This window comes from Niastella caeni (assembly GCF_004834005.1).
Lineage (GTDB): Bacteria > Bacteroidota > Bacteroidia > Chitinophagales > Chitinophagaceae > Niastella > Niastella caeni.
The window spans coordinates 576,583-601,039 of the sequence record NZ_STFF01000004.1 but is presented as its reverse complement, the minus strand read 5'-3'; the positions used below and the strand labels follow the sequence as shown (position 1 = coordinate 601,039).

Here is a 24,457-nt window from a genome sequence, read left to right as displayed (position 1 = left end):
TTATGAGAAAACTATTTATAATAATTCTTTGCACCTGTTTTGTTGCTGTTGCCCATGCGCAGATCGTGATCCAGTTTGTACCGGAATTGCAGGGCCGCACAACCGATGGGTTACTGTTGGCAAAGTTCACCAATGTATTTCCCGATGCGAAAACCGTATCAATCGACATTACCGTAACCGAGAAAAAATCGGGCAGGGTAGTAATGATCACTACGGCTCCCTTTACGCTTTTCCCGGGCATTAACAATATTGACAGGAATGCAGTGTCGGGCGCTTCCATCCGTTTTGCAGAAAACAACCTCGCGCGCCTGTTACGCCAGAGTGGTACTTTTCCGGAAGGTGATTACGATTATTGTTTCCAGGTATACCGGCAGGATAAAACAAGCAGGGGAGAGTTGCTGGGAGAACAGTGCTTCGATTACCTGGTTGAACCGTTAACCCCGCTATTTTTAATTGAACCTTTCAACAAGGAAAAGATCTGCGACAAACGGCCAACTTTTACCTGGCAGCCATCCTTACCAGCCATTCCCGGTTCTCAATACCGGCTTACACTGGCCGAAAAGCGATCGGGTCAGGTAGCCAGCGAAGCATTGGTGTATAACCTGCCATTGATCAACCAGTCGAACATCCTTTCACCGATGTTGATCTTTCCGCCTTCAGCCAAAGAGCTGGAAGAAGGAAAAACGTACACCTGGCAGGTTACGGTATATAAAGAAGGAATGATATTGAACCGCTCTGAAATTTGGGAATTCTCTATAAAATGTAACGACACGCCTAAAGTTGAACCTGAAGATGGTTACAGGAACATTGAAGACCTCGCCAGAGGCAATTACTACATTGCCCAGGGTAAAATAAAATTTGCAGTATACAATGCATATGAAGAAACCAACCTGCAATACTCGCTGTTTTGTTTGAACAAGCCCGACCAGGCATTCAAACATTTACCAAAAGTAAAACTGAAAAGAGGCAATAATAATATCGTCATTGACCTCAGTGATAACGAGGCCTTCATTGACGGTTACCATTATATTTTAACAGTTCGACTGCCGAATAACCTGGAAAAGAAATTACGGTTCACGTATAAATCCGCAGAATGAAAATTACCTGGTTCTTATTTGTAGCGATATCGTTGGTTGCCGGATGCCGTGAAAACTGCAAGGAAAAAATTGCCAGTTTATACAAAGCAAACCGCAAAGCGCTGGCGACCGAAAGAGAGGTGAACAAATTCACCCTGCAGTTATCGTATGTTCCTGCTGAAGTATTGACACGCGAAGACCCCAATGACACGATACCTGCGCAGAAGGATACCGCATATTATTATTTCAAATTACAGGTAAGTTGTCCGGAAGAACCAATGCAGGGAACAGGCAACAAGACAGCCTTATTCTACGGGCTCGACAGTTTGTTTGCGACTGCGGAAACACCACCATTCGCTATTCCAGAATTAATAGAACCGGTAATTACCGGAAGCCAGAAAAGATTTGAATACCTGCTGGTGTTTGCGAAAAAAGATTTCACAAACGGCGCACTCCTAAAAATAATTTTCTTCGACCGCCTGTTCACCAATACCAAACAGGTATTTGTATTTGACCGAAAAAAAATTGACGAAATAGAAACCCTTCAATGCAAATGAAGCATAGATTAAAGTACCAGAAACCAATTGCTGCATTTTTGTTAACCCTCATCGGGCTTCAAACCCTGTTGCCGGTAACTGCGCTGGCGCTCACATCGGGCCCTTCACAACCTGAAGCGTCTTCGTTCAAGCAGGCCGGTGTGAGCGACATGGTTGACCTGTTCACCGGAAACTTCAGTTATAACCTGCCATTGATGGATGTGGATGGCTATCCGTTGAACCTCAATTACAGTGCCGGCTCAGGTATAGATGATGAAGCAAGCTGGGTAGGGCTGGGCTGGAGCCTGAACGTGGGAGCTATTAACCGTCAACTGCGTGGCATACCCGACGATATGAGTGGTGATATGTTCACTACCGAGCATTATACAAAACCCAAAGTTACTGTGGGCGGCCGGCTTACAGCCAAAGTTGAATTGAAAGGAAAGGGCGCGTTGAAAAACCTGGGCGTGAATGGTTCTTTTTCATTGGGTGTTTTTAGTGATAACTATACGGGAATTGGAGCCGAACTCGGCGCCAATGCTGGTATCTCCTATTCATTTGCAGGAAGCGGCGCCATGACCGCAGGTATGGGCGTTGGTTTGATGTCGAACACGCAAAGCGGGGTAGATGTAACACCCTCTCTTTCGTTGTCGTATAAAATGAAGGTGGCGGATAACAACACCGTTTCACCCGGCATATCGGCCTCTATTGGTTATAATACCCGTGGGGGTTTGAAAGGATTGACGCTGGGCGCTTCCTTTTCTGTAGCAGGCCAGAAACAGGATGAATGTACAGGCAAAGTAAAGAATGGCAGCGCCAATTATGAATTGGGCGGTGCTACTATTTCTTATAACACCGATCCTATAACACCGAAAATACAGATCCCTTACCGGTCAAATTACGGCTCATTCAGTTTTGACGTGGGTGGGGCTGCGTGGCTGATCTTTGGAGGCGGTGGCGGTACCGGGTATAAATCGGTACGCGAAGTAAAATCAAGAACGATAAGCAATCCGGGCTATGGATTCCTGTATGCAGAGCGGGCGAAAAGGTTATCCAATGCAATGGGTGACTTTCTCAGGGAAAAAGAAAGCGCCATCATGCCTGAATTACCGAACCTCGCTGTGCCGATAGCAACGCCCGACATATTCTCGTATACCAGCCAGGGCGGCAGTGGCCAGTTCAGGTTATACCGCGGTGGCTCCGGTATATTTTTCGATAACAAGGCGGAGGATGAATCCACTACGCAAACACTCGGCTTTGATGCTGGTGTTGGCGGTTATGCCCATGGTGGTGTTACTTACTATGAACAATCGCTCAAGAACACAACCCAAAGATGGGCAAGAGACAATAACTATAGTGCACAGGGCGACTTCCAGGATCCATCCCTGTTGAACCCCAATGCAGAACATGTATTCTTTAAGCAGGTAGGGGAGAAGAACCAGGAAGATAAAGATATGGTTGATAAGTTAATGGGAACTCAACCGGTTGCAGTAAATATCACTAACAAAACGGCAAATGCTAAGTTCCGTTTGCCAGGTAATCCTACGCCACAAACTGTTTCTACGCTTAAGAAAGATAATAAACAGAAGAGAAGGACTACCATCACCTATCTTACAGCGCTGGAAGCAAGCAGGGTAGGTTTGGATAAAGGCATTACAAACTATGCCCCTAACACGTATAATTGTAATGCGCCGTTTAACCCTGCATCATGTCACCCACTTACTCTGCAACAGCCTTTTCCACGAGTAGGTGATTACCGCAAAGCAAACCATATTTCAGAGATCACCGTTACGGATGAAGGCGGAAAAAGAAGCGTATACGGCATTCCGGTATACAATACCAAACAAACAGAATACTCCTTTGCCATTGGTGATCCGTCCAAATACAGTAACGATGCAGCCAATAACCTGACCAATGTAACCATGAGTGGCGGTAAACCGGTTCAGGATCAGACTCAGCAAACGGATAAGTATTACCATTCAGATGCGCAACCGGGTTATGCAACCAGTTGGCTGCTGTCGGCTATTTTATCACCAGATTATGTTGATCTGAAAAATGATGGCATCACTCCTGATGACCGTGGCACCGCCGTTAAATTCAACTATTCCCGCACAACCGATAAGTTCGGCTGGCGATCGCCTTATGGCCAGAACAAGGCAACCATCCAGAAAGGATTACTGGCCGATCCCGATGATGACAAAGCCAGTTTCGTGTATGGTGAAAAAGAATTGTGGTATATCCATTCCATAGAAACAAAGACCCAGATCGCCTATTTTATTACGGAGGACAGAAAAGATGCGCTGGGCGTACTGGATCCGGCTGGACAACTGGATGATACTAAAAGACAAAAAGTGCTGCGCGAGATCAGGTTGTATTCAAAAGCCGATAATACCAGGCCTATAAAGGTTGTAAAGCTTTGTTATGCCTATAAACTGTGCCCGGGCATCCCCAATTTTAAAGAGCTCGGTTCCACCCCGGAACCGGTGCAAGGTAAACTCACCCTCACGAAAGTATTTTTCCAATACGGCAATAGCGACAAAGGCAAAGCGCACCCGTATGAATTCACCTATAATGGAGAAGGCGGTGATGGTTATTCACTACAGAATGTAACGTATGGTAACCTGCAAACAGATCGCTGGGGCTCCTATAAAAGCCGTCAGTCGAACAGTAACCGGAACTTCGCTCTGCGCAATGACGAGTTCCCTTATACTACAAATACCCAGTCGGAAGCAGATGAAGCAGCGGGGTTATGGCAGTTGTCGAAGATCAAACTGCCAACAGGCGGAGAGATCAAGGTGACCTATGAAAGCGACGATTATGCTTACGTGCAGAATAAACAGGCCATGGAGATGGTACAGCCTGTTTCATTGATCAAAAAGAACAGCAATGGAACCACCACTACAATCTCCAGTCTAAAAGATGCAAACGGCATAAGGGTAAAATTAAGTGGTATGCCGGCTACGTTAGACCTTGCCAAATTTAAAAAAGATTACAACAATGGATCTGAGTACCTGTATACAAAACTATTTGTGAACCTCGGCGGCATCGATGCCAAACGGGATGTGTTGAATGATAAGTATTACGATTTCGTTCCCTGCTATGCCAGGGTAACAGGCGTGCAAAAAGTTAGTAGTGACGAGGCTGATATCATCTTTGAAGATATAAATGATGGTGGTGTCACTATGAACCCCATCTCCCAGGCGGCCTGGCAACGGTTGCGGATGGAGTATCCGCGCTATGCCTATCCCGGTTATAAGAACCGGATACTCGACGGCGATGCAGGCAAAGCGATCAAGGCTGCGGTGTCGGCTATATTAAACGCGGCCAGGAACCTCGACGAATTGCGCCGCAACTTTTACAAACGCGCAAAAGATGAAAGCTTTGCCAACAACGTAAACCTGTCGAAAAGTTTTGTGCGCTTAACCAAAGCAGATGGCAAAAAACTGGGTGGCGGTAGCCGCGTGAAAAAGATCATGATCTCTGATGAATGGTCTGCCATGTCGGGTACCAGTGCTGCCACCGCTACCTACGGACAGCAGTATACTTATACAACTAAAAACGATAAGGGCGTTGATATCAGTAGTGGAGTAGCGAGCTTTGAACCATCTGTTGGCGGTGATGAAAATCCTATGCGCCAACCTATACCATATGTTCAAAAAATAAAAGGCGCCCTTAATAACTTTTTTAACCTTGAAGAGCCGTTTGGCGAAAACCTGTTCCCAGGTGCAAGCGTTGGCTATAGCTTAGTGAAAGTACAGGACCTGGATGCTACGGGCAATCCTGACCCTGATCAAAAGACCGGCTATGTTGTTAATGAGTTTTATACGGCCAAAGAGTTCCCGGTTATCACCCAGGCTTTATCGAACCAGGTAAACCAACACGGGCCAGCTGGCTGGTATTCAATGATCGGCTCCAACAGTGTGCATGAGCTTACCTTCTCACAGGGATATGCCATTACATTGAATGATATGCATGGTAAGCCTAAGGCTACCCGTGTTTTCAATAAAACGAATGAGGAAATTACCTCAACGGAATATTTCTATAATTCCGAACAGCTGAATGCAGGGGAACTCAAATTGAAGAATGTAGTGAACCTGGTAAATGAAAAAGGCGAGATAGAAGAGAACCGGATCATTGGCCGGGAAATAGAGTTGTTCACCGATATGCGTGAGCAGGAAACCAAATCAACCGGACAATTCATCGGAATAGGAGTTGATGTATTCCCGCTGCCTTTCTTTGGTGTACCGGGCTTTTTACCACACTGGCCCTATAAAGAAAATAATGAATACAAGCTCTTCCGCAGTGCCTGTACCATGAAAGTGATCCAGTATTTTGGCATTCTCGATAAAGTAGTGAAAACGGTAGATGGCTCTTCTATAGCAACGGAGAATATTGCCTACGACGGGCTCACTGGTGAAACAGTGATAACGAAAACGTACAACGAATTCGACCGGCCGGTATACACCGTTAATTTTCCTGCTTATTGGTTATATCCGTATATGGGCGGAGCTTATAAAAATATTGGTACCCTGATCCCCGGTTTCCGCACCGGCGCCGATGGTAGTGTCACCAACTTTGCAGCTTTCATGGCTCCGGGCGATGAGGTGGTAGATGTTACGAATGGTACTACCTACTGGATCATTGAAAGCGGGGTGAATGGAAATACCAATAAGGTGAAACGAATGGTGAACCGCAACGGTAATATTGTTGCGAATTTTAACCAAACCGTAAAAATACTTCGTTCAGGGTATCGCAACATGCTTACACCGCCGGCGACCAGCATTGTATGTTTGACCGATCCTATTGCCAGTGTGAATGGCGTAAAATATGTTTCTTTCTCGAAGGATGCCGACCACACCGCCATGAAAGTACTAACGGCATCGGCCACGGTGTTTGATGAAGATTGGGGCGTTAAGGTTCCGTGCCCAACCTGCCCGGATGGGTATACGCTGAGCGAGGATGGACAAAACTGCATATCGCCGCTGATTGAAAATACCCAATATTGTTTTACTCTCTGCGCGGGGGGTAACGACTCCCAATGGTATGGTAATGAAGGTGCCTTAATATACCAAACGAGTGGGGCATCTTCAGGAGTAAGAGTAAGATCAACTTTCTGGGGAGGCGTCACAAGCAGTTCTACAATGGCAAGGCAAGCAACTATTGATTCCAGCGAGATAACACCTCAGGATTCAACAACTACTGAAAACACATCGGCCCGCACCGCCACTACATTAGCCGCCCTTCCTATTCAACCAGATGCCTGCTTCCGGGCTAATTACACACCCAATACAGGTTGTTGCGGCAGGCTGATAAATGCCGGTTTATGGCTTTGTAGTAATAATTCGGTTACCAATTGGCCACCGGCTAATGTCAGTGAATGGATTGCCTTCGAAAAATGTGTTTATATTCCTGAAGGCAAACCATACTACATCGGGTTTGCGTCAGATAATTACATCAAGATCTATATCGATGGCGTACTTTGGCAAGAGCTTAACGATGCAACATCCAGCCATTCATATTGGCGTGTCAAACCTTACGATTTTCGTTTTTCGGGAAATCACAGGATAAGGGTAGAATTTGCCAACAACGTAGGGCATGCCGCTGTTGCAATGGAGATCTATAACCATAACTATCAGGAACTGATAGCAAGCACGGCAGTAGATGATAGTCATATTATCTTTTCAACAGGAAGGGATATACTGGGAAAAAACAATGTGCAGGTTTTCAGAGATGCCCGCGGAGCGAACATACCCCGATTTACCAGGGCTAATGGAACACTACCGGATATTTGTGAGCTTTCTTCCGGCAGCAGTATACCAGTCAACAGAGTAGTTAACCCCTATGTCACCGGCTTCAAAGGCAACTGGCGTCCTGCTGAAAGCAAGGTATACCAGGTGAATCGTAAATACGATAACCTGTTCAATACAGAACCACTGGGATTGAATGTGAAGAACGCAGGTTATTTTGAATCTTTCAGATCGTTCTTTAATTATAATGGTTCTACATGGGCGCCAACCACTACGGTAAACCAGTGGGTAACAGCCAATACTATTACATTATATGACAAATATGGCGAGGAACTGGAGAACAAAGATGCCCTGGGCCGATACAGCGCCGCTTCCTTTGTCTTCAGGGGCGATCAGCCGGGTGCCGTGGCCTCCAATGCCAAGAACCGGGAGATCTATGCTGAATGCTTTGAAGATTTTCGCCTGAATTGCAGGGAAGCTAATGTGGGCGAGTATTGCGACCCGCTTTTCAAAATAAATGGAAATAGCAACCTGTCGGCACAAACCACCAATGCACAGGCACACTCGGGTAATTATTCGTTGAGCCTGGCAGGCAATACATTGTCGCTTTCTACGATCGTCCACAACAACAAAACAAAAGAAACAGCAGCAGGAGCAAAACGCGACTATTTAACCACCAATGGCAGCGGTGAATACAATACGCTGGCCGGAACCGGTATTTACCCGCTGGGATTTGAGCCTGAATTCAATAAAAAGTATGTGTTCAGCGCCTGGGTGCTTAGTGAGGATCCTCAAAGTACTTCGCCAGGTATTGATCTCAAGGTGAATGGTTCAAGCATTACCCTTACGAAAAAAGCGGTAGTGGAAAAATGGAAACAGGTAGAAGGTACCATTGACCTTACCGGCATGACCCAAACCGGACCATTCCATATAACGATCACCCCGGCAGGTGGTACGCACCTCGATGACCTGCGTATTCATCCCTTCGATGCGCATATGAAAACGTATGCGTACGACGACAAGACGCTGCGGTTAATGGCGGAAATGGATGAAAACAATTTCGCCACCTTCTATGAATACGACGATGAAGGCAACCTGGTGCGCGTGAAAAAAGAAACGGAAAGAGGTATCATGACCATCAAGGAGAACCGCTCTTCCTATAAACGAAAACCACCGGTGGGTACACAACCTTGCCAGGAATGCCAGTAACCCAAAAACAAACAAATTATGCGTATTACTAAAAAGATACAATGGTTATTATTTGTACCGGTCTTACTGGTCCTGGGCGCCATCGCAGTGGCCAATACCACCGGCCTGAAGAAATGGTGGAATAAACAACCGGAAACCAACAATGTGGCAACCGGCAATGATAAACCGGATCCGGTACAGGTGGCCATGATGAATGAGTTAATGACGTGGCTGCAACCCTTCGATAGCAGCAATACCAGCTATTACGTGAATGGTTCATTAACAGCTATTGATAAAACAGACACGGCCCATGCCCTGAAAGCAGTGCCTTATACCATGTGTAAGAACGGGCAGCAATTTTACCTGCGCATTGGGCAAACGGAGACGATCAATAATGCGAACAATTATTTATTCATTGATCATGCCGTTAAAAAAATGCTTTTGAGCGACGCACAAAAAGTGATACAGGCGCCCGGGTTGCCCGTGAATCAACTATATGATTATATAAAAAGTGAAGGGTTTGTGTTCTCGAAAACGGTCAGCAATAGCCGGTTCCAGACCATCACTATGCTAAACCCCAATCACATTTCGTATAAAGAACTTTCGGTGCAATATGATAGTGCAAGAAAAGAAGTAAGAAAGATCTTTATCCGTCAGGCGGAGGTGACCGACCCTATGAATGCGGATAAAGAAAAATGGCTGACCCTGGTTGTTAAGGATTGGAACGACAACCCGGAAGCAGCAAAATACCTGGGCTTGCAAAAGTTCATTCAAAAGAAACAGGATGAATGGGTAGGTGCGCCGGCATTCGCAGATTATGACCTCATCAACCAGTAACCATTAACCCTAACTGATCACAATTTTCAAATCACCATATTCATGATCCATCAATACAGGATAAACAGATTTGTAGTAATACTGCTTACGGTGATATGCAGTATGCGGGCGTTTGCAGGTGTAGAACCCTACACGAATCAATTGAAAGGCGCTATTAAAAAGGACGATATCGTTACCGTAAAAGATGAGAAGTTCAAAAATCCGCTTTTCGATTGGAGCAAGATCACCAATCGAACGGTGAAGAACTTTATATCGCTGGAGATCACGCACGATCATCAAATAGTGCTGAACACTGCATTTTCCGTTGAGGTGGATCTGAAAGTGGAATATTATTCAACGCCCGGCCAGGCGGCGCCTACGGAAGTTCCCAGCGTTAAATTAAAGATCAACTTCGATCCACAAGCGGGTGCTACCTATAAAGCCAAAGACGTTTATTCGTTCACCAATGGTTACGATGTGAAGGTCACGGTTAATAGCATCAACAGCCCTGAGCTGGGAACCAATATTCCTGCTGTGCTGCAATTGACCAACCAGGTGGTAATTGACCGGCAATACACATTTGAGCCGGACATTACAAGCGTGAATTTTACTACCGTCAATTTTTCAGAATATCAAACAGGATCAGGCAACACCACGACACCGCCAAATTTCCAGAATGGCTATTTTTTAAATCTGGCCTGGGCATCAGTTCAGGGCGCTGAAGAATATGATATAGAATGGGCCGTATTTGATCACGGAACCGAAAAACAGCCAGTGCTTGACAAGGTAATAGCCAATCAAAACCCAAGCGAAAATGAATTGGAAAGCCTGTTCCGGAATAATGCTACGCGCGTCACTACCGATGGGCAAACTTATGATATCACCATGGTGTATAATGCCGATTACATTATGGTGCGTATACGGCAGGTACACTATACCAATGGCATCCGCCTGGAAGATAAGTGGGATTATAAAAAAGGATCCGTTTATGCCATTTTAGCCATACAGGATCTCCACCAGGAAAACCTGAACTGGCAATATTCCGCCACCTTTGCCGAAGAAGGAAAGAAGAAAGAAGTAGTGAGTTATTTTGACGGGTCATTGCGTAGCCGGCAAATGGTGACCATTAACAATAGTGACCAGGTAGCAGTGGTACAGGAGTCGGTGTATGATGAATTTGGCCGGGCAGCCGCTAATATTTTACCCGCGCCTACCGATGATAACAAATTCCATTTCTACCCTAATTTCAATCGTAACACAAGTAATACCCCCTACGATTACAATAATCTTCGCGGCACCCCGGGTGTTAACTGTGAAATGGTGCCTGGTAAACTCGGAGATGGAGATGGAGCGGCAAAATATTATTCGGCAAGCAATTCATTCCTCACTAAAAGTCCCGGCGATCCATTATACAGAAAATACAACAGTTATATACCTAACGCCGAAGGGTTTCCAATATCGGTTAAACAATTCACGAACGACAATACCGGCCGTGTTCGTATACAAGGTGCGGTAGGTCCCCGATTCCAGCCGGGCGCCCCGAATCCAACCGATCCAACCGATCGCGACTATCGCCATGTAACCAAATATTATTATGGCAAACCGGAATCCTGGGAGTTGGATAGGTTATTCGGGAATGACGTAGGCTATGCGAACCATTACCAGAAGAATATGGTGGTGGATCCCAATGGGCAGATCAGTATAAGCTATCTCAATGCCAGTGGAAAGACCATAGCGACTGCGCTTACCGGGGATGAACCCAAAGGTATGGATGCATTGCTATCGAAACCGCAGCCGAAACCGGAAACCTTTACCATTCTGCGTCCGCAACAGTTTGTATTCGATGTAACGGCCTTAAGCATTAAGGCCAAAACTACGTACCTGTCATCGGTAGTGAATGCCAGCGCCACGTTCGATTACGATATTCAGAAACTGATCTATACCTATCAGGGCCCTGCTTTCCAGGTGTGCAGTAATTGTTATTACGATCTTACCATACGCATTACGAATGATTGCGGTCAGCCCATCTATACAAGCGGACCCAACCCGATCCAGATAGGAACAAAAGATGGCGATTGTAATTATGTAGGTTCCCCATATGCACCGTTCACCGTTCAATTTCAGGGTATAGGCGAGTATTACATCAGCTTTGAACTAAAGTTAAGCAAGGATGTGATCAACGCATATGCTGATAAGTATATTGAGCAACGCGACGCCAATAACGACCTGAAAAAAGAAGTGGAATTTGTGCTCGATTACCTGAACAATACGAATTTCGATGGTTGCTTCAATGAGTGCACTACCTGCGAAGCAGCATTGGGTACCGAGACGCAATTCACCCAGGCGATCATCAGCAAACTGAACGATTACCAGGTAAGCACCAACAGCGCCGCATTAAATACTTTTATCTCCGGCTTATATAGCAGGTTACATACGCAATGTCTGGCGTTGAAAGCTTCCTGCATGGTTTCTTCGTGCTCGAGGTATGAGGAGGAAATGCTGGAAGATGTATCACCCGGCGGACAGTATGCATTATTCGGGTTCGAACCATTCATGGTAATCGAGCAGGAGATTAATGTCATTTCCCTCAATTGGCGTCTAACTGGGGGTGGAGGTATATTCCCCCGTAAAGACCCCAGCGACCCCGATTATCAGGCAGAAGCATTTACCGATGAAAATGGCAATATCACTTCGCCATACGATGAGAATTTTACATTGGAAATGCTGGTGAAATACTGGAAACCTGAATGGGCAACAAAATTCCTCCAGTTCCACCCGGAGAAGTGTAAACTGGATTTTTGTAATGCCAACAGCAATTATATCATGTGGGACGACCAGGTGCAGCAGTTCATCAATAAAGCAGCTGATATTCCCAACATTCCGGGCACCAGTGGATTAGCCTATTCGTATACCAATGGCGCCTGGTTACTGGCCCAGGACCCGTTCTTCAAGGATGGCGCCCCGGGTGCTGTGTACAGAAGTCAGATGCAATCTGATCTGAACAATTTCAGCGCCAATATAATGAAGGTGACCGTATCAGGCGCCAATGTAAAAGGCCTTACCCAGGTAATTGATTACCTGTTGTATTGTGCCGATCTGGACGGCAGCACCAATTCAGGACCAACAGGAGATAGCTGGAACAATTGTACACCCGTTGCATCGTGCCGGGTGCCTAACAAAGAATGGGACCAGTATAAAGAGATCTACTTCCAGTTAAAACAAAAGTATTACCAGTTACTAAGGAGCAATACAACCTGTGGTGACAAATGCCCTGTTGGTAAGCCTTACTCTTTCGGTTCCTGCGCAACTGCAAATGATTTTGGGATAGAAAAAGCCATTGGCATTGAATCTTGCGAACAACCGGGTACACAGGCAATTCGTATTACCTATAAACGCAGTGTAGCAACAAGGTGGATGACGCTTCAGCTGTATTATCCGACAGAATTTGGGGCTGCACCTGTAAAACCAACGAGCATCCAATTTGCCCCGGGTCAGTCGGAAAAGATCATTTGCGTTTCAAACATCATACCGGTCAATACAATTAAAGTACAATATGTAACCTGCGATTCCGTTGCACCACCGCCTTCCTGCACCGGTGTATCTATACCCAACGGTCAACAATTAAGCAACAATAAATTCCAGCTTTTTTGGACTTCAGGACAGTTGTCAACTTTTCACATAGTACCTGGCAAGGCAAATGAGCCGCCAGCTACAGAGCCATATTGTCAGGATGGCACCCTCATTCAGCGGACCTTCTTTAGCTGTTTGAAGTTTTCTATAAACAGTTCAGGCATTCCTTTCCAATACACCAACGTTTGGTTAATAGAGTGCCGCAAGGATCTTTGCGCCAATGCGCCGATCTACAATGTAGATCAGCAATTGGATACCTATAAGTTCTATAAGAACGGCCAGTACTATTACGTTAAACTGGCTTCAGGCGGAGCAACACCGGAATGTGCGTATACCCCCAATTATCAGCCTTGTATTAAAGTGCAGGTAGGGAATAACACGCCACTGGTATTTACGAATGCAAGCGTTCACACCTGTGATGCCTGTACAAACCCACAGGATATATTTGTAAAAGATAACATCGGTGTAGACCCCTTAACTTACCGCGGCTTGAACGATGAACTTATCTACGTTTATGAGAACACATGGGATGGTTATACGCCGCCATCGATGCCTTGCGCCAACGAACCGGTATTCTATCCATGTTTACGGGTAAGAGGTAAGATCACTGAAACCTTCTATAATGCCACGGTAATAACCTGTTCGGGAACACAGGATCCTTGTGCCGGCGCATTGGAGTTGCGTGCAAGCGCAGACCGTGCTTCAAATAGCTGGTATTATAACAATGAAACAGGTCATGGATATTACACGATTTATGAATCAACCGGTCCAGACCAGGTACCGCAAACTGATTGCCCTCACGGAGATTTATTCGGTCCTTATGAATGCGTCAGAGTTTATATTGGAATAAATACGCTCACTTTTCAGAATGTGTGGGTGCTTGACTGTAACAATAGTCTTGCAAGCGCGGCAACGACTTTCGCTGATGGGGGTTATGGCATCATTTATTGCCCGGACGCCTATAGATACAAGAAACCACGCTTCCCTGAAATTGACTATAACTCCAATTTCACGTTGCAGAACATGATCGACATGCAGAATGAGAACAACATGCTCATTGAAGATCAGGTAAAAACAAATTGTGAAGCGCAGGCGGATAGATGGATCTCACAACTTTCAGATTGCCTGGCAGCTTATTCACAACCACAGCGGGATGCCAAAACACTTGAGATACGGGCGAAATTAATTGAAGTATGTACTAATGGTGGTGATACCGACCATCCGTTTGGCGCCAGCACGGTTCGTCCTGGTGTAACAAGTACTGCGTCATTTAAACAGGCAATGATCGATGTATTTGGCAGCAATGCGCTCACTATGACCTGCAACCCCTGGCTGCTCGATGAGCCGCATCCCTATGAACCCAAACAACAGTCGGCTTCTGTGATGCTTGGTAAAACCAATGCCAGTTTGTGTGCCCGCCTGCAGCAATTACGTACAGACGCCGCAGGTGCGAATCTCTTCGACTATCTCACAAACAAGTACGGCAATGCCATGAACCTCAGCCGTACCGAACTGGCTATGATGGAGAAATCGTGCGACAACTGCCGGTTCTTACTGGAAGATAACATTCCGTTACCGGTGTTCATGGAACCAGGTACGTTTGGTTGCATTACCAAAGCGGACTATGATAACGCAAAAGCGGCGCTGCAAGCTGAATTGGGTACCAACTTCGATGCAAGCCATGTTAATTACCCTGATATGCTGGCCAACTTCCTCAATCATCGTTGGGGCTTCTCAATGGCGGCGTTCCGGTATCAGGAATATGAAGCGCTTTCACAATCAAATCAATCAGCCATTCTGTGCAACAATGTGCCTTATACGCAAGTGGAAGTTGATCCTTACGTTTGTTTGAAGAGCCTGGTAGAAGCAGCTATTATCAATGGCCGCCGCGACTGGCTGGCTTATATTGAAGAAGAGAAACGGCTGTTCAGATTGAACTATATAAGCACCTGTTCACAAGCACAGGCAAGCGCCAAAATGACTACGGTTCAACAAACCTATCATTATACCTTATATTATTATGATCAGGCCGGTAATCTCATACGCACGGTTTCCCCGGAAGGTGTACGTTTCCTGAGCGATGAGGAAATGACATTGGTAGATGGCTACCGCAAGTCGGACGACCTGGTAGACTGTACCAATATGTATACGCAGGCAACTGAGAATAAAACAACCGTTCTGAACAAATTCAGCACTGCTCTGCAAAATGGCAGCGCCAAATCGCTTGAATTGTGGCTCAGTGGCACGGGCTTCAGCCGCCATGTTCGTTTCATTACACCAGATCATAAATATTTGTACCAGGCAGCTATCAACAATAATAAATTGTGGGTGGAACTGTATACGATGCAACCGGAGGCAGGCGGCGTGATCAACCTTACGTTGTCGAATCATGCAGTAGCGGATCTGGCTGGAACCGGGATACCCGAATGGTCGCACCTGGTGGTACAAAGCAATAATTTTACCAGCGGACAATGGGATCTATATCTCAACAACAAACAGTTGACGTTACTGCCCGATGCATCGGCGCCAGGTTATCCCTTTGCCTGGGAAATAGCTGCCGGTTATACGCTTCCGGCAGAGGAGATCAACCAGTTAAGGCATATCCGTGTATACGACCGGTTGATCCAGCATTCAGAAATTGCGGTCGATTACGTACAACCATGCCGTGCACCCGAAGGAGCGTTGAAAGTACAATCGAGTCCGTTAATAGTATGGGGACGCTTGAACTATGCTGCAACCTGCAATAGTAATATCGAGACCCGTACGGTAAGCAACCGTGGCGCATTAGAGGTAAACGGACCCCTCAGTTCAAGCGGCGATGGCAACTGGTTCCAGCATATCACCAACAACTTTACGGTAGAAATGTGGGTAAATCCGCAGGAGGACCATGAAATTGATCTGGAAGGCAGCTATACAGGAGGCGTCAGCGGGCAGAAATTTGCGATCTTCCCGGCATGGGGCGGCCCATCGTCAACCAACAAGGCCGGGATGGGTATATCGGTAGGTAAAAATGGGGTAAGCGTATATGAACATGCCGATGGGTATATGCCATCAATACTTGTTTGGGAGGGCGTTATGACTGGCTGGCATCATGTAGCTGTAGTATATGATAACAAAAAACCATTCTTATATATCGATGGGCAATTAAGGGCAACAGCAGCAGCCGGCAGCAAAACATATGTAAGCCCGAGTTATAATTTCTGTTCAGGCCCATATGGATCTATGAAAGGCTCACTGGATGAAGTACGCGTTTGGGACAGGGTACGTTCCCAAACGGAGATTGCTAACGACAGGAATAAAAGTATTTCACCGTCAACGAGCAATCTGGTAGCCTACTGGCCCATGAGCAGTACAGATGGTCAATACCCGTATGATGTAACCTGTGCGCATGTACCCGTGCGTATTCAAGGCAACTTCACTTATAACAACGCTACATCATCTGTTCAGGATCTTGTAGCAGTGGAAACGGTGCTGCCAGGTGTTTATCCAAGGCATAGGTTGACGACGAGTTATGCGTATAATAGCGCCAGTTTTATAGTGCAACAAAAATCACCAGACGGAGGGCATTCCTATTTCTGGTATGATATGCTAAGTAGAATGGTTGCATCCCAAAATGAAGAACAAAGGGCACCGCATGACAATGAGAACCCTAATAGGTATAGTTATACTGAGTATGACGCTATTGGAAGAAAAGTGGAAGTAGGGGAGAAAAGCAACCTGCCGCAGCAATTACCAGTGTCAGGGTTCCTTACAATAAATGATTTGACAGCATTCAATGGAACCGGTACAAAAACAGAAATAACACAAACAGTATATGATAAAATACCAATTGCCGGGCTTGGTGTACAAGCCGGATTATTACAGAAAAATTTGCGCAAACGGGTAAGCGCCACCTTATATAAAGATACATATGGAGGACCCGTACTTCAAGCCACATATTATAGCTATGACCTGACGGGATATGTTGAAACACTGTGGCAGCAAGTAGATGGGGTGGCGTTGAAAAAAATTGATTACGAATTCGACCAGATAAGTGGTAAATCAAATTTTATACGTTATCAACATGGAGAAAACGACCAGTTCTATTACGCTTATAAACATGATGCAGAAAACCGGTTGATTGAAGCTAGTTCAGGTACAGAAGCGCTGATCAATGAGCGAGGAAGTATTTTATTAAACGGACAAATAGATGCCTTTTATCAATACTACCTGCACGGACCGTTAGCTCGTACTGAATTAGGAAAAAATAAGGTTCAGGGATTGGATTATGCCTATACATTAAAAGGTTGGACAAAAGGAATCAATGGTCACAATCTAAATGCAACCACTGAAATGGGCGAAGATGGCAATCTGGTGGCGCGAGATGTAATGACCTACACTTTAGGTTATTATCAGAACGATTATAAACCCATTGGAGCATCTGCTGTAGCATTCCCTTTAAACTATAGTGCACAGTCGAGTGATGTAAGTGGCAATGAACTATTCAATGGAAATGTTAGTCACATGACGGTTGCTTTAAGCAAATTCAGAAATGGCGATCCTGTTGGCTATACGTATCATTATGACCAATTGAACAGGTTAAAGACTATGCTTTACCATCCATTGTCAGCATCCACTACGTCCTGGAATATTAACACTAAAGAAGCACTAAACGCTTATGGCGAAATCATAACGTATGATGGCAATGGAAACATCAATACCTATCTGCGTAATGGAGCAAACAGCGGTAGCATGCTGCCGGCAATGGATAATTTGAAGTATAGTTATACAGAGCAAGTCGATCCTGTTATCAATCAGAAATACAAGGTCCATAATCAGTTACAACAGGTAGCAGAAATTAACCTTGGTATAGATGGCAATTATTCTCAGGCGCTAAATGGTGTAGAAGATATAGACGGTCAAACAAATTATGAATTTGATAAAATTGGTAACCTCGTAAAAGAGCAGATATCACCAAATAATTTTACTAACATTACCTGGACCGTATATGGAAGAATAAAAAGCATCACTAAAAATGTCGCCGGTACCCAAACATTTATTGCTTACTCGTATGATGCAACAGGCAATAGAGTTAAAAAAGTGGTTACTGTTAATAATGTGCCTACTACCACCTGGTATACGCGAGATGCACAGGGCAACAGTTTGGCCATTTATAGCGATAAACAAAACAATCAAGCGGGTATCTGGTGGCAGGAGCAACAATTGTACGGAAACAACCGGTTAGGAATGTGGACTCCCAATATCAATATTATAAGCACAAATGGAACAAGTGAATGGGGTATATTGGGACAAAAAGCATACGAGTTAACCAATCACTTAGGCAATGTATTAGCCACCGTCAACGATATTACAACGGGAGTAGATGCAGGAACTGATAATATAGTTGATTATTATACAGCGACTGTTTTATCAGCCAGTGATTATTATCCGTTTGGAATGCAAATGCCAGACCGTATATTTAATAATGGAAATTACAGGTATGGCTTTAACGGCAAAGAGAATGATAATGAGTTAGATGGAGTAGGTAATCAGCAGGATTATGGTTTACGGATTTATGACCCAAGGATTGCAAAATTCTTATCTGTAGACCCGCTTACAAAAGATTATCCATGGTGGACACCTTATCAATTTGCAGGAAACAGCCCGATATCATTTATAGATCTGGATGGAGCTGAACTGTCTAAGAAATTAGAGGATTGGGGAGTTAAATTACCACCCATAGCTGCAGGATTTGTTGATGGCCTGGTGGAAAATATTAGTATCATTGCAATGGGCAAACTAGCCTGGAATTTGGGAACTGATGCAAAATTTAGAGATGAGTTTGTAGAGGCGATAAAAACAGCAGCAACCGATCCTGTAGGTTTTGCCCAAATGATCTTTGAAGATTATAAGCAAAAAGCACAAAATATTATTGCATGGAATGAACAAGGTCAATACGAGTTAGGAAGCATGGCTGGAGAACTTGTGGGGAATGTAGTAAGTGGAGCTGCTGCTACAAAACTCATTAGCTATGCCACAAAATTCAAGAGCATTAGTAATAAAGTATTGCAAAAGGCAGAAAACTTAATTAAACAAAAACCTTGCGGCTGTTTTACAGAAGGAACAACAGTATTGACTTCAAAGGGATATAAACCAATAGAACAGATTGCAATCGGGGATTCTGTGTGGGCATATAGCGATAGCCTGCATGTAATGAAACTGCAAAGAGTAATACATGTATTTACCCAGACATTCGATCAGTATTTTGTAATTTATTTTAAAGGACACAAGCTGGAAGTTACTCATGAACATCCTTTTTATGTTCATGGAAAATGGACAAAAGCCCAAGATCTGATAGCTGGAGATACGCTTACCACCTTTAATAACCTGAAGTTATCGATAGATTCCATTCGGTTTATACAGAAAAGTAATCCAATTACGGTTTATAACTTTACTGTAGAAGGGTACCATACTTACTATGTATCTGAAAGTAGTATTCTCGTTCATAATGGCAACCCGTGCTTAAATCTTAAGAATTGGACCGGATTTACAAGAAAATATGGTAAACATGACTTTAAATTAGAAAAACAGGGCATGACTCATATTATGGAACGGCATCATCCTGATTACTGGGACGGTAGTATAAAACCAACGCAGACCTTTTTATCGAGAGATATGACTCCTGACAAAGTTAAATCAGCAATTGAGTCCATAATGAATCAGAATCATAATTTATTAACATCTAAAAAAAGTAATAAAGGAATGTTCCAGATTAAAGGGACTTATGGCGGCAAAGAGTATACAGTTGGTTTTAAAGATGGAAAAGTTGGTCAGTTTTACCCGAATCAGTAATTTCAGATATGGCAAATCATATTAACACCTTTTTATTAAATCATGGTCAAAAAATCAAAAACTTAGATGAATTCGATTCATCTAAGTTTTTGTCAATCGGAGACGAATTAGCTTTAAGAAATTATTTTCAGGATAAGCGATTTACTGATATGTATATAAATGGGTTTATCGATTTTGTTTATGATAACCAAATAATATTTTCGTGGAAATACTGGGATCTAATAGATCAATTATGGGTATATTTAATGAATAGTATAAGAGAAGCAGTTTTAAATGGGGAGGCATCGTTCTCTTTTCCCGATCAACCTCTTTTGGTTAAGATATGTCATTTAAAAAATAAATCTTTTTTATTTTTCATTGGTCAGAACAAGTATTATTTACCCTATGATGCGATTTTAACTTACTTACTACCTGAAGCAGAATTCTTTTTTAATACGTTTCTTAAACATCTATCAGATGAATCGTATAGAGAAATCAAAGAGGATGTCATTCCTGAATGCAGGAGATTATTATTGTAACAAAGGGAAAGTAGTACTTAGTTCAGTTTGCTAATTTTTGAAACTTGGGGCATCTGGTCCTCATAGTAGGAAAAATATTTTGAGCCATCAACTGCCCTAGTTTTTTACCCTGTTCATAACTTTTTAAACCTGCAAATCGTTTATCGCTATTAATAGCTTGGTTATTTTCAGCTACAGCTTTTGCAAAAATGAAAGTAATGGCAGTTTTTTTATCCTGAGGTGTAATTATCTTTGCAAGATTTATTGAGTCAATATACTTACAAGCTGAATCAGCCAGTTTTTCTTCCAAGCTTTGTGCCTTTGTAGAGATAGTTATGATACCCAAAATAGAAAAAGATATTAAAAACTTCATTAGAATTTGATTGAGTTTAAATTCAAAAGTATAGCTATTTTTAACGGAAATAAATAATTAATAAATTTACATTCTTTTTATTTTACGCGTCAAGGTTTGTAGATTTTAAATGTTGCAATTACCAGATACAGATGGAGGTCGATTATTTTTTACATAATGAGCATTCACATTCATAAAAATAAAAAAGCAACTGACTTATTATTTACCATAACCGAAGAGCTATATAATAAGTTGGCTGTTCCAATTGAAATCTTTGATCCAGCAGCGATTCATTTAAAACAGGAAAACTGTCAAAACCCGCAACTTATCTTTTCCGCTGATACCTTAGTGCATTATAACGGCAAAAATCACCAGGTTACATTTAAATAAAGAACACCAACACTATTTTAAACTCTCCTTGCAAGATTGCACTATTAATTTCTCTATGACCTTGAATGCTCGGTTGCAGCTGAATAAGACCAGTTGTCACCTGCACGACTATTGGCTAAAACTGCACACTTATTGCCAGATATGCACGTGTATTAGTTTTTGGGCATCCATTGTACCTAATAACCTATTTTTACGATGAAGGGAATCGGAGATTTAACCAACCGTTTCTTTAAAACATTACCCAGAAGCTTATTCCTGCTTGAAGCTTCCTTCAAAACCCAATTATATAATGAAAAGGATCTTACTCTTTTGCCCGCTCCTGATTGCAGCATCATCATCCTTCGGCCAGATCACAACGGCCCAGAATGGATTATCTCAGCCGAATGCATCAACAGTGCAGTTGGGCGGCACTTTATTACAACATACCAACATTGACCTGGGCAGCAGCTACAACCTGGGCATTTTAAAAGGCACCGCTAATTATTTCAGCATCCTCAATAATGGCAATGTTGGTATTGGTACAGCCACGCCTGGTGTACGGTTCCATGTGAACGGAGCAACACATATTAACCTGAATGCCGGTGAGTTTTTACAAATAAAAATGGCAGGCCCCCAAAACTGGAACAGAGGCATAGATTATAATATCACTGATGCCGATGGCGTTTCCAACAGCTATGGATTTAAAATTGTAGGATATAACAATGATGGTAACCGCATTTTAAGGTTCAACCATTACAACACCTCCGGCATGGCTTTCGGCGGCGGCAATTATAGTTTTGAAAACAGGACTTATTTCAATAGTGGTATAGGCGGCCCTTATCACAGCGATCTATCGTTTTATTTAAACCAAAACACACAAAACCCAGGAACGGAAACAGGTATTAAATTTTATACAGAGCCCAATCCTACAGTACCGCTGATGAGCATTATGCAGGGCGGAAATGTGGGAATAGGAACCGGTTCTCCCACGGCAAAGCTGTCGCTCGGCAACAGTATTACCAATGTCAAACTTGCACTTTGGGAAGGCACTACAGATAATCAGTATTATCGTACCGGACTGGGTATTGCGGCAGGCCAGTTTCGATTATTTGTACCTCGGTCAGATAACAGGTTCTCTTTCCTGGCTAGCGAAAACGCAACGGATGAATTGTTAACGGTACTGGGTACGGGCAATGTAGGTATCGGCATATCCACCCCACAAACCAAACTGGCTGTTAACGGAGACATTACTGCAAAAAAAGTAAAAGTTACGCAAACCGGCTGGGCCGATTATGTATTTCACCCAACCTATAAATTACGTCCACTGCCTGAACTCGAACAATATATCAATAAACAACAGCATTTACCGGAAATACCAAGCGCTGCAGAAGTAGAAAAAAATGGCATCGATCTTGGCAACAACCAGGCTTTGCTGCTAAAGAAGATCGAGGAGCTTACATTATATGTGATCGATTTAAACAAAAAGGTGCAACAACAGCAGGAAGAAATTACCCGGTTAAAACAGCAATCGCGTAAATAAATTTCCTTCCAAAAACAAACAAGCCCTGCACAATAACAGGGCTTGTTGATGGAAGCATTATGATTTCAGCCTGTACCACACACATACCTTCAACCCTGTATGCTTCCCTGTGCGTGCCGACTTATTATTCTATATAACGCCATTCGTTTTTGTTTCCCGGCTAACATCCTTACAAATTGTAAACACATTAGCACAGGAACATGACTCTGAACATGTGATTCAGATATACTATAAACAATTCATTTTTTCAGTAAAAGATTAATGATCTACTATCAGAAGCTTTAACAAATGCTGGTTGGGGAGTTGTGTCTACCAGTCTATCACTTACCAGAAACCGAAGGTAAGGATTCCATGACGAATATAACAAAAAAATAATGACTGAAAATAAAAAAAATCCTCCCGACGTGTCGGGAGGATCAATGTCTTTGGATGGTTTCCAAAAGGATCATTGCTTTCTGTCTTTCATAATATTGGATATCGCTACAAAATCGCTTCTCACGGTGTACGGATTACAGTTACGTTCTTCAAAGAGTAAGGTTCTGTTTTCTACGGTGCGGATCTGGTTTTTGGGATTTTAGGATGTTGGATAATGGTACGTTACAGTTTCAGGGGATCGGGTTTTCATTTTCAGGGAGTACAATGTTCAGTTTTCAAAGAATACAAGGTTTGGGTTTTCAGTTCAGGATCATTGGCTTCGGATAATGGTACGCTACATGTTCAGTGGATAAGGTTTTTCATTTTTCAAAGAGTACAGGTTTCATTTTCAAAGGTCAGGTTTGTCCTGAGCGAAGCCGAAGGATTCAGGATCATTGGATTTCGCTACTTAATCAGATCAGGGTACGAACAGGTTCAAATCGATTTAGGGTCTGCTGGTGTCGTCTAAGGATCAGGGCTTGTCCCGATGAAGTCGGGACTTCAGGTTCAAAGGATATTCGGTTCGCTTTCATCCGCACAGGTTTCGGTTCAGGATTCTTGGATAACGCTCCAAATCAGGCTTCAAGGGTACGGTCGGGTTCGGATTTATTTAGGGTTTGCTTGCTACGATTTCGGGATCAGGTTTCGGTTTCATTTGCATTGGATTGTTATAACGATGTAAAAATACACTCCCCAACACCCCCTTTGCAAATTTTCGACACACTGCTTCACTACATTGATGATTAATGCCTGAACCCGGTAAAGACATATACTTAGGCCTATAGGTTAGGGTAGGGGGCAGTACTAGGTGGAATCAGGTTGCCCCCAAAAAGGCGTGGCACGGTTCCAATCCGTGCCACGCTTATCTTCGTTACAATAATATGCTACTGTAAAAATGTTACTATTTGAACGCTTATGCCCCACTCAGGAGGCTCATTAATTGCTGCGATTGTAATTCCGTTTCAGCCATATCAAGCATATGATGCAGTTGTTGCAGTTCCCGCGGACTTAACAATATGCGAACACCGTCGCAGGGAACAGGAATGGCCAATGTTTTTTTATTCATGGCAGCAGGGTCGATGGGAGTTTCATTAAATATGCGCTTAATGAAATGGTAGAAATCGTAAAAGTCGGGACGGTTCCAGGTAAGCAGCACATTCCCAAATGCCACCTGTAAAGAATCACATCCCTTGCAATGGATCACATAACCGTTTTCATCATCATAAAATAAGGTTTGATACGAACACATAGGTATTTATTTAATTAGTGAGCATGTTTTGTGATTCGGTTAAGGGAAAGCAAATGTAGGCGGGAGGAAACCGCCCTGCTTTCAAAAAAGGAAAATCAATTTACGCAAAGAGGAAAAAGGAAATTCAATTTATGGTTTGAGGTTTATGGTTGTGGTTCTTTAGTTCGAATAGTCATTATTATAGCAGATATTCTGCTCTGCGAAAAGAAAAG

The 24,457-nt window shown here is 43.5% G+C and carries 10 protein-coding genes; 8 read left to right on the top strand and 2 right to left on the bottom strand.

The window, feature by feature from the left end; all coding sequences use genetic code 11:
- Positions 1-2 precede the first annotated feature (2 nt).
- The 6 genes from FAM09_RS17270 to FAM09_RS17245 are packed head-to-tail and all read left to right on the top strand — an operon-like array spanning position 3 to position 20,342.
- Positions 3-1,097 carry a DUF928 domain-containing protein gene (locus tag FAM09_RS17270; RefSeq protein ID WP_166437188.1) on the top strand — a complete coding sequence of 365 codons (1,095 nt, stop codon included), beginning with the start codon at positions 3-5 and terminating at the stop codon, positions 1,095-1,097.
- Positions 1,094-1,633, top strand: a complete 540-nt coding sequence (locus tag FAM09_RS17265; protein ID WP_136578375.1) for a hypothetical protein — start codon at positions 1,094-1,096, stop codon at positions 1,631-1,633. The genes FAM09_RS17270 and FAM09_RS17265 overlap by 4 nt, the downstream gene beginning before the upstream one ends.
- The gene (locus tag FAM09_RS17260) at positions 1,630-8,568 is read left to right on the top strand and encodes a hypothetical protein (protein ID WP_136578374.1); all 6,939 of its coding nucleotides are present in this window, start codon (positions 1,630-1,632) and stop codon (positions 8,566-8,568) included. Before FAM09_RS17265 ends, FAM09_RS17260 begins: the two co-directional genes overlap by 4 nt.
- Before the next feature lie 18 nt (positions 8,569-8,586).
- A complete protein-coding gene (locus FAM09_RS17255; protein WP_136578373.1) occupies positions 8,587-9,384 on the top strand; it encodes a hypothetical protein in 798 nt (265 codons plus the stop codon).
- Between the two features lie 42 nt (positions 9,385-9,426).
- Positions 9,427-19,824 carry a polymorphic toxin-type HINT domain-containing protein gene (locus FAM09_RS17250; RefSeq protein WP_136578372.1) on the top strand — a complete coding sequence of 3,466 codons (10,398 nt, stop codon included), beginning with the start codon at positions 9,427-9,429 and terminating at the stop codon, positions 19,822-19,824.
- Between the two features lie 8 nt (positions 19,825-19,832).
- Positions 19,833-20,342 carry a hypothetical protein gene (locus FAM09_RS17245; RefSeq protein ID WP_136578371.1) on the top strand — a complete coding sequence of 170 codons (510 nt, stop codon included), beginning with the start codon at positions 19,833-19,835 and terminating at the stop codon, positions 20,340-20,342.
- A 22-nt stretch (positions 20,343-20,364) separates the two neighbouring features.
- Here the strand turns inward: FAM09_RS17245 and FAM09_RS17240 are convergent, their stop codons facing one another.
- Positions 20,365-20,694: a hypothetical protein gene (locus FAM09_RS17240; protein WP_136578370.1), complete on the bottom strand. Its 330-nt coding sequence runs from the start codon at positions 20,692-20,694 to the stop codon at positions 20,365-20,367.
- 156 nt (positions 20,695-20,850) lie between these two features.
- Here FAM09_RS17240 and FAM09_RS17235 point away from each other — a divergent pair, with 156 nt between their 5' ends.
- Complete coding sequence (locus FAM09_RS17235) at positions 20,851-21,063, top strand: hypothetical protein (protein ID WP_136578369.1); 213 nt, start codon at positions 20,851-20,853, stop codon at positions 21,061-21,063.
- 289 nt (positions 21,064-21,352) lie between these two features.
- The gene (locus FAM09_RS17230; protein ID WP_136578368.1) at positions 21,353-22,582 is read left to right on the top strand and encodes a hypothetical protein; all 1,230 of its coding nucleotides are present in this window, start codon (positions 21,353-21,355) and stop codon (positions 22,580-22,582) included.
- Between the two features lie 1,327 nt (positions 22,583-23,909).
- Here the strand turns inward: FAM09_RS17230 and FAM09_RS17225 are convergent.
- Complete coding sequence (locus FAM09_RS17225; protein ID WP_136578367.1) at positions 23,910-24,245, bottom strand: DUF6686 family protein; 336 nt, start codon at positions 24,243-24,245, stop codon at positions 23,910-23,912.
- Positions 24,246-24,457 lie beyond the last annotated feature (212 nt).

Excerpts from the sequence above, each read along its gene's own strand:
- FAM09_RS17270 (WP_166437188.1), top strand. The coding sequence starts at position 3 with ATGAGAAAACTATTTATAATAATTCTTTGCACCTGTTTTGTTGCTGTT.
- FAM09_RS17265 (WP_136578375.1), top strand. The coding sequence starts at position 1,094 with ATGAAAATTACCTGGTTCTTATTTGTAGCGATATCGTTGGTTGCCGGA.
- FAM09_RS17260 (WP_136578374.1), top strand. The coding sequence starts at position 1,630 with ATGAAGCATAGATTAAAGTACCAGAAACCAATTGCTGCATTTTTGTTA.
- FAM09_RS17255 (WP_136578373.1), top strand. The coding sequence starts at position 8,587 with ATGCGTATTACTAAAAAGATACAATGGTTATTATTTGTACCGGTCTTA.
- FAM09_RS17250 (WP_136578372.1), top strand. The coding sequence starts at position 9,427 with ATGATCCATCAATACAGGATAAACAGATTTGTAGTAATACTGCTTACG.
- FAM09_RS17245 (WP_136578371.1), top strand. The coding sequence starts at position 19,833 with ATGGCAAATCATATTAACACCTTTTTATTAAATCATGGTCAAAAAATC.
- FAM09_RS17240 (WP_136578370.1), bottom strand. The coding sequence starts at position 20,694 with ATGAAGTTTTTAATATCTTTTTCTATTTTGGGTATCATAACTATCTCT.
- FAM09_RS17235 (WP_136578369.1), top strand. The coding sequence starts at position 20,851 with ATGAGCATTCACATTCATAAAAATAAAAAAGCAACTGACTTATTATTT.
- FAM09_RS17230 (WP_136578368.1), top strand. The coding sequence starts at position 21,353 with ATGAAAAGGATCTTACTCTTTTGCCCGCTCCTGATTGCAGCATCATCA.
- FAM09_RS17225 (WP_136578367.1), bottom strand. The coding sequence starts at position 24,245 with ATGTGTTCGTATCAAACCTTATTTTATGATGATGAAAACGGTTATGTG.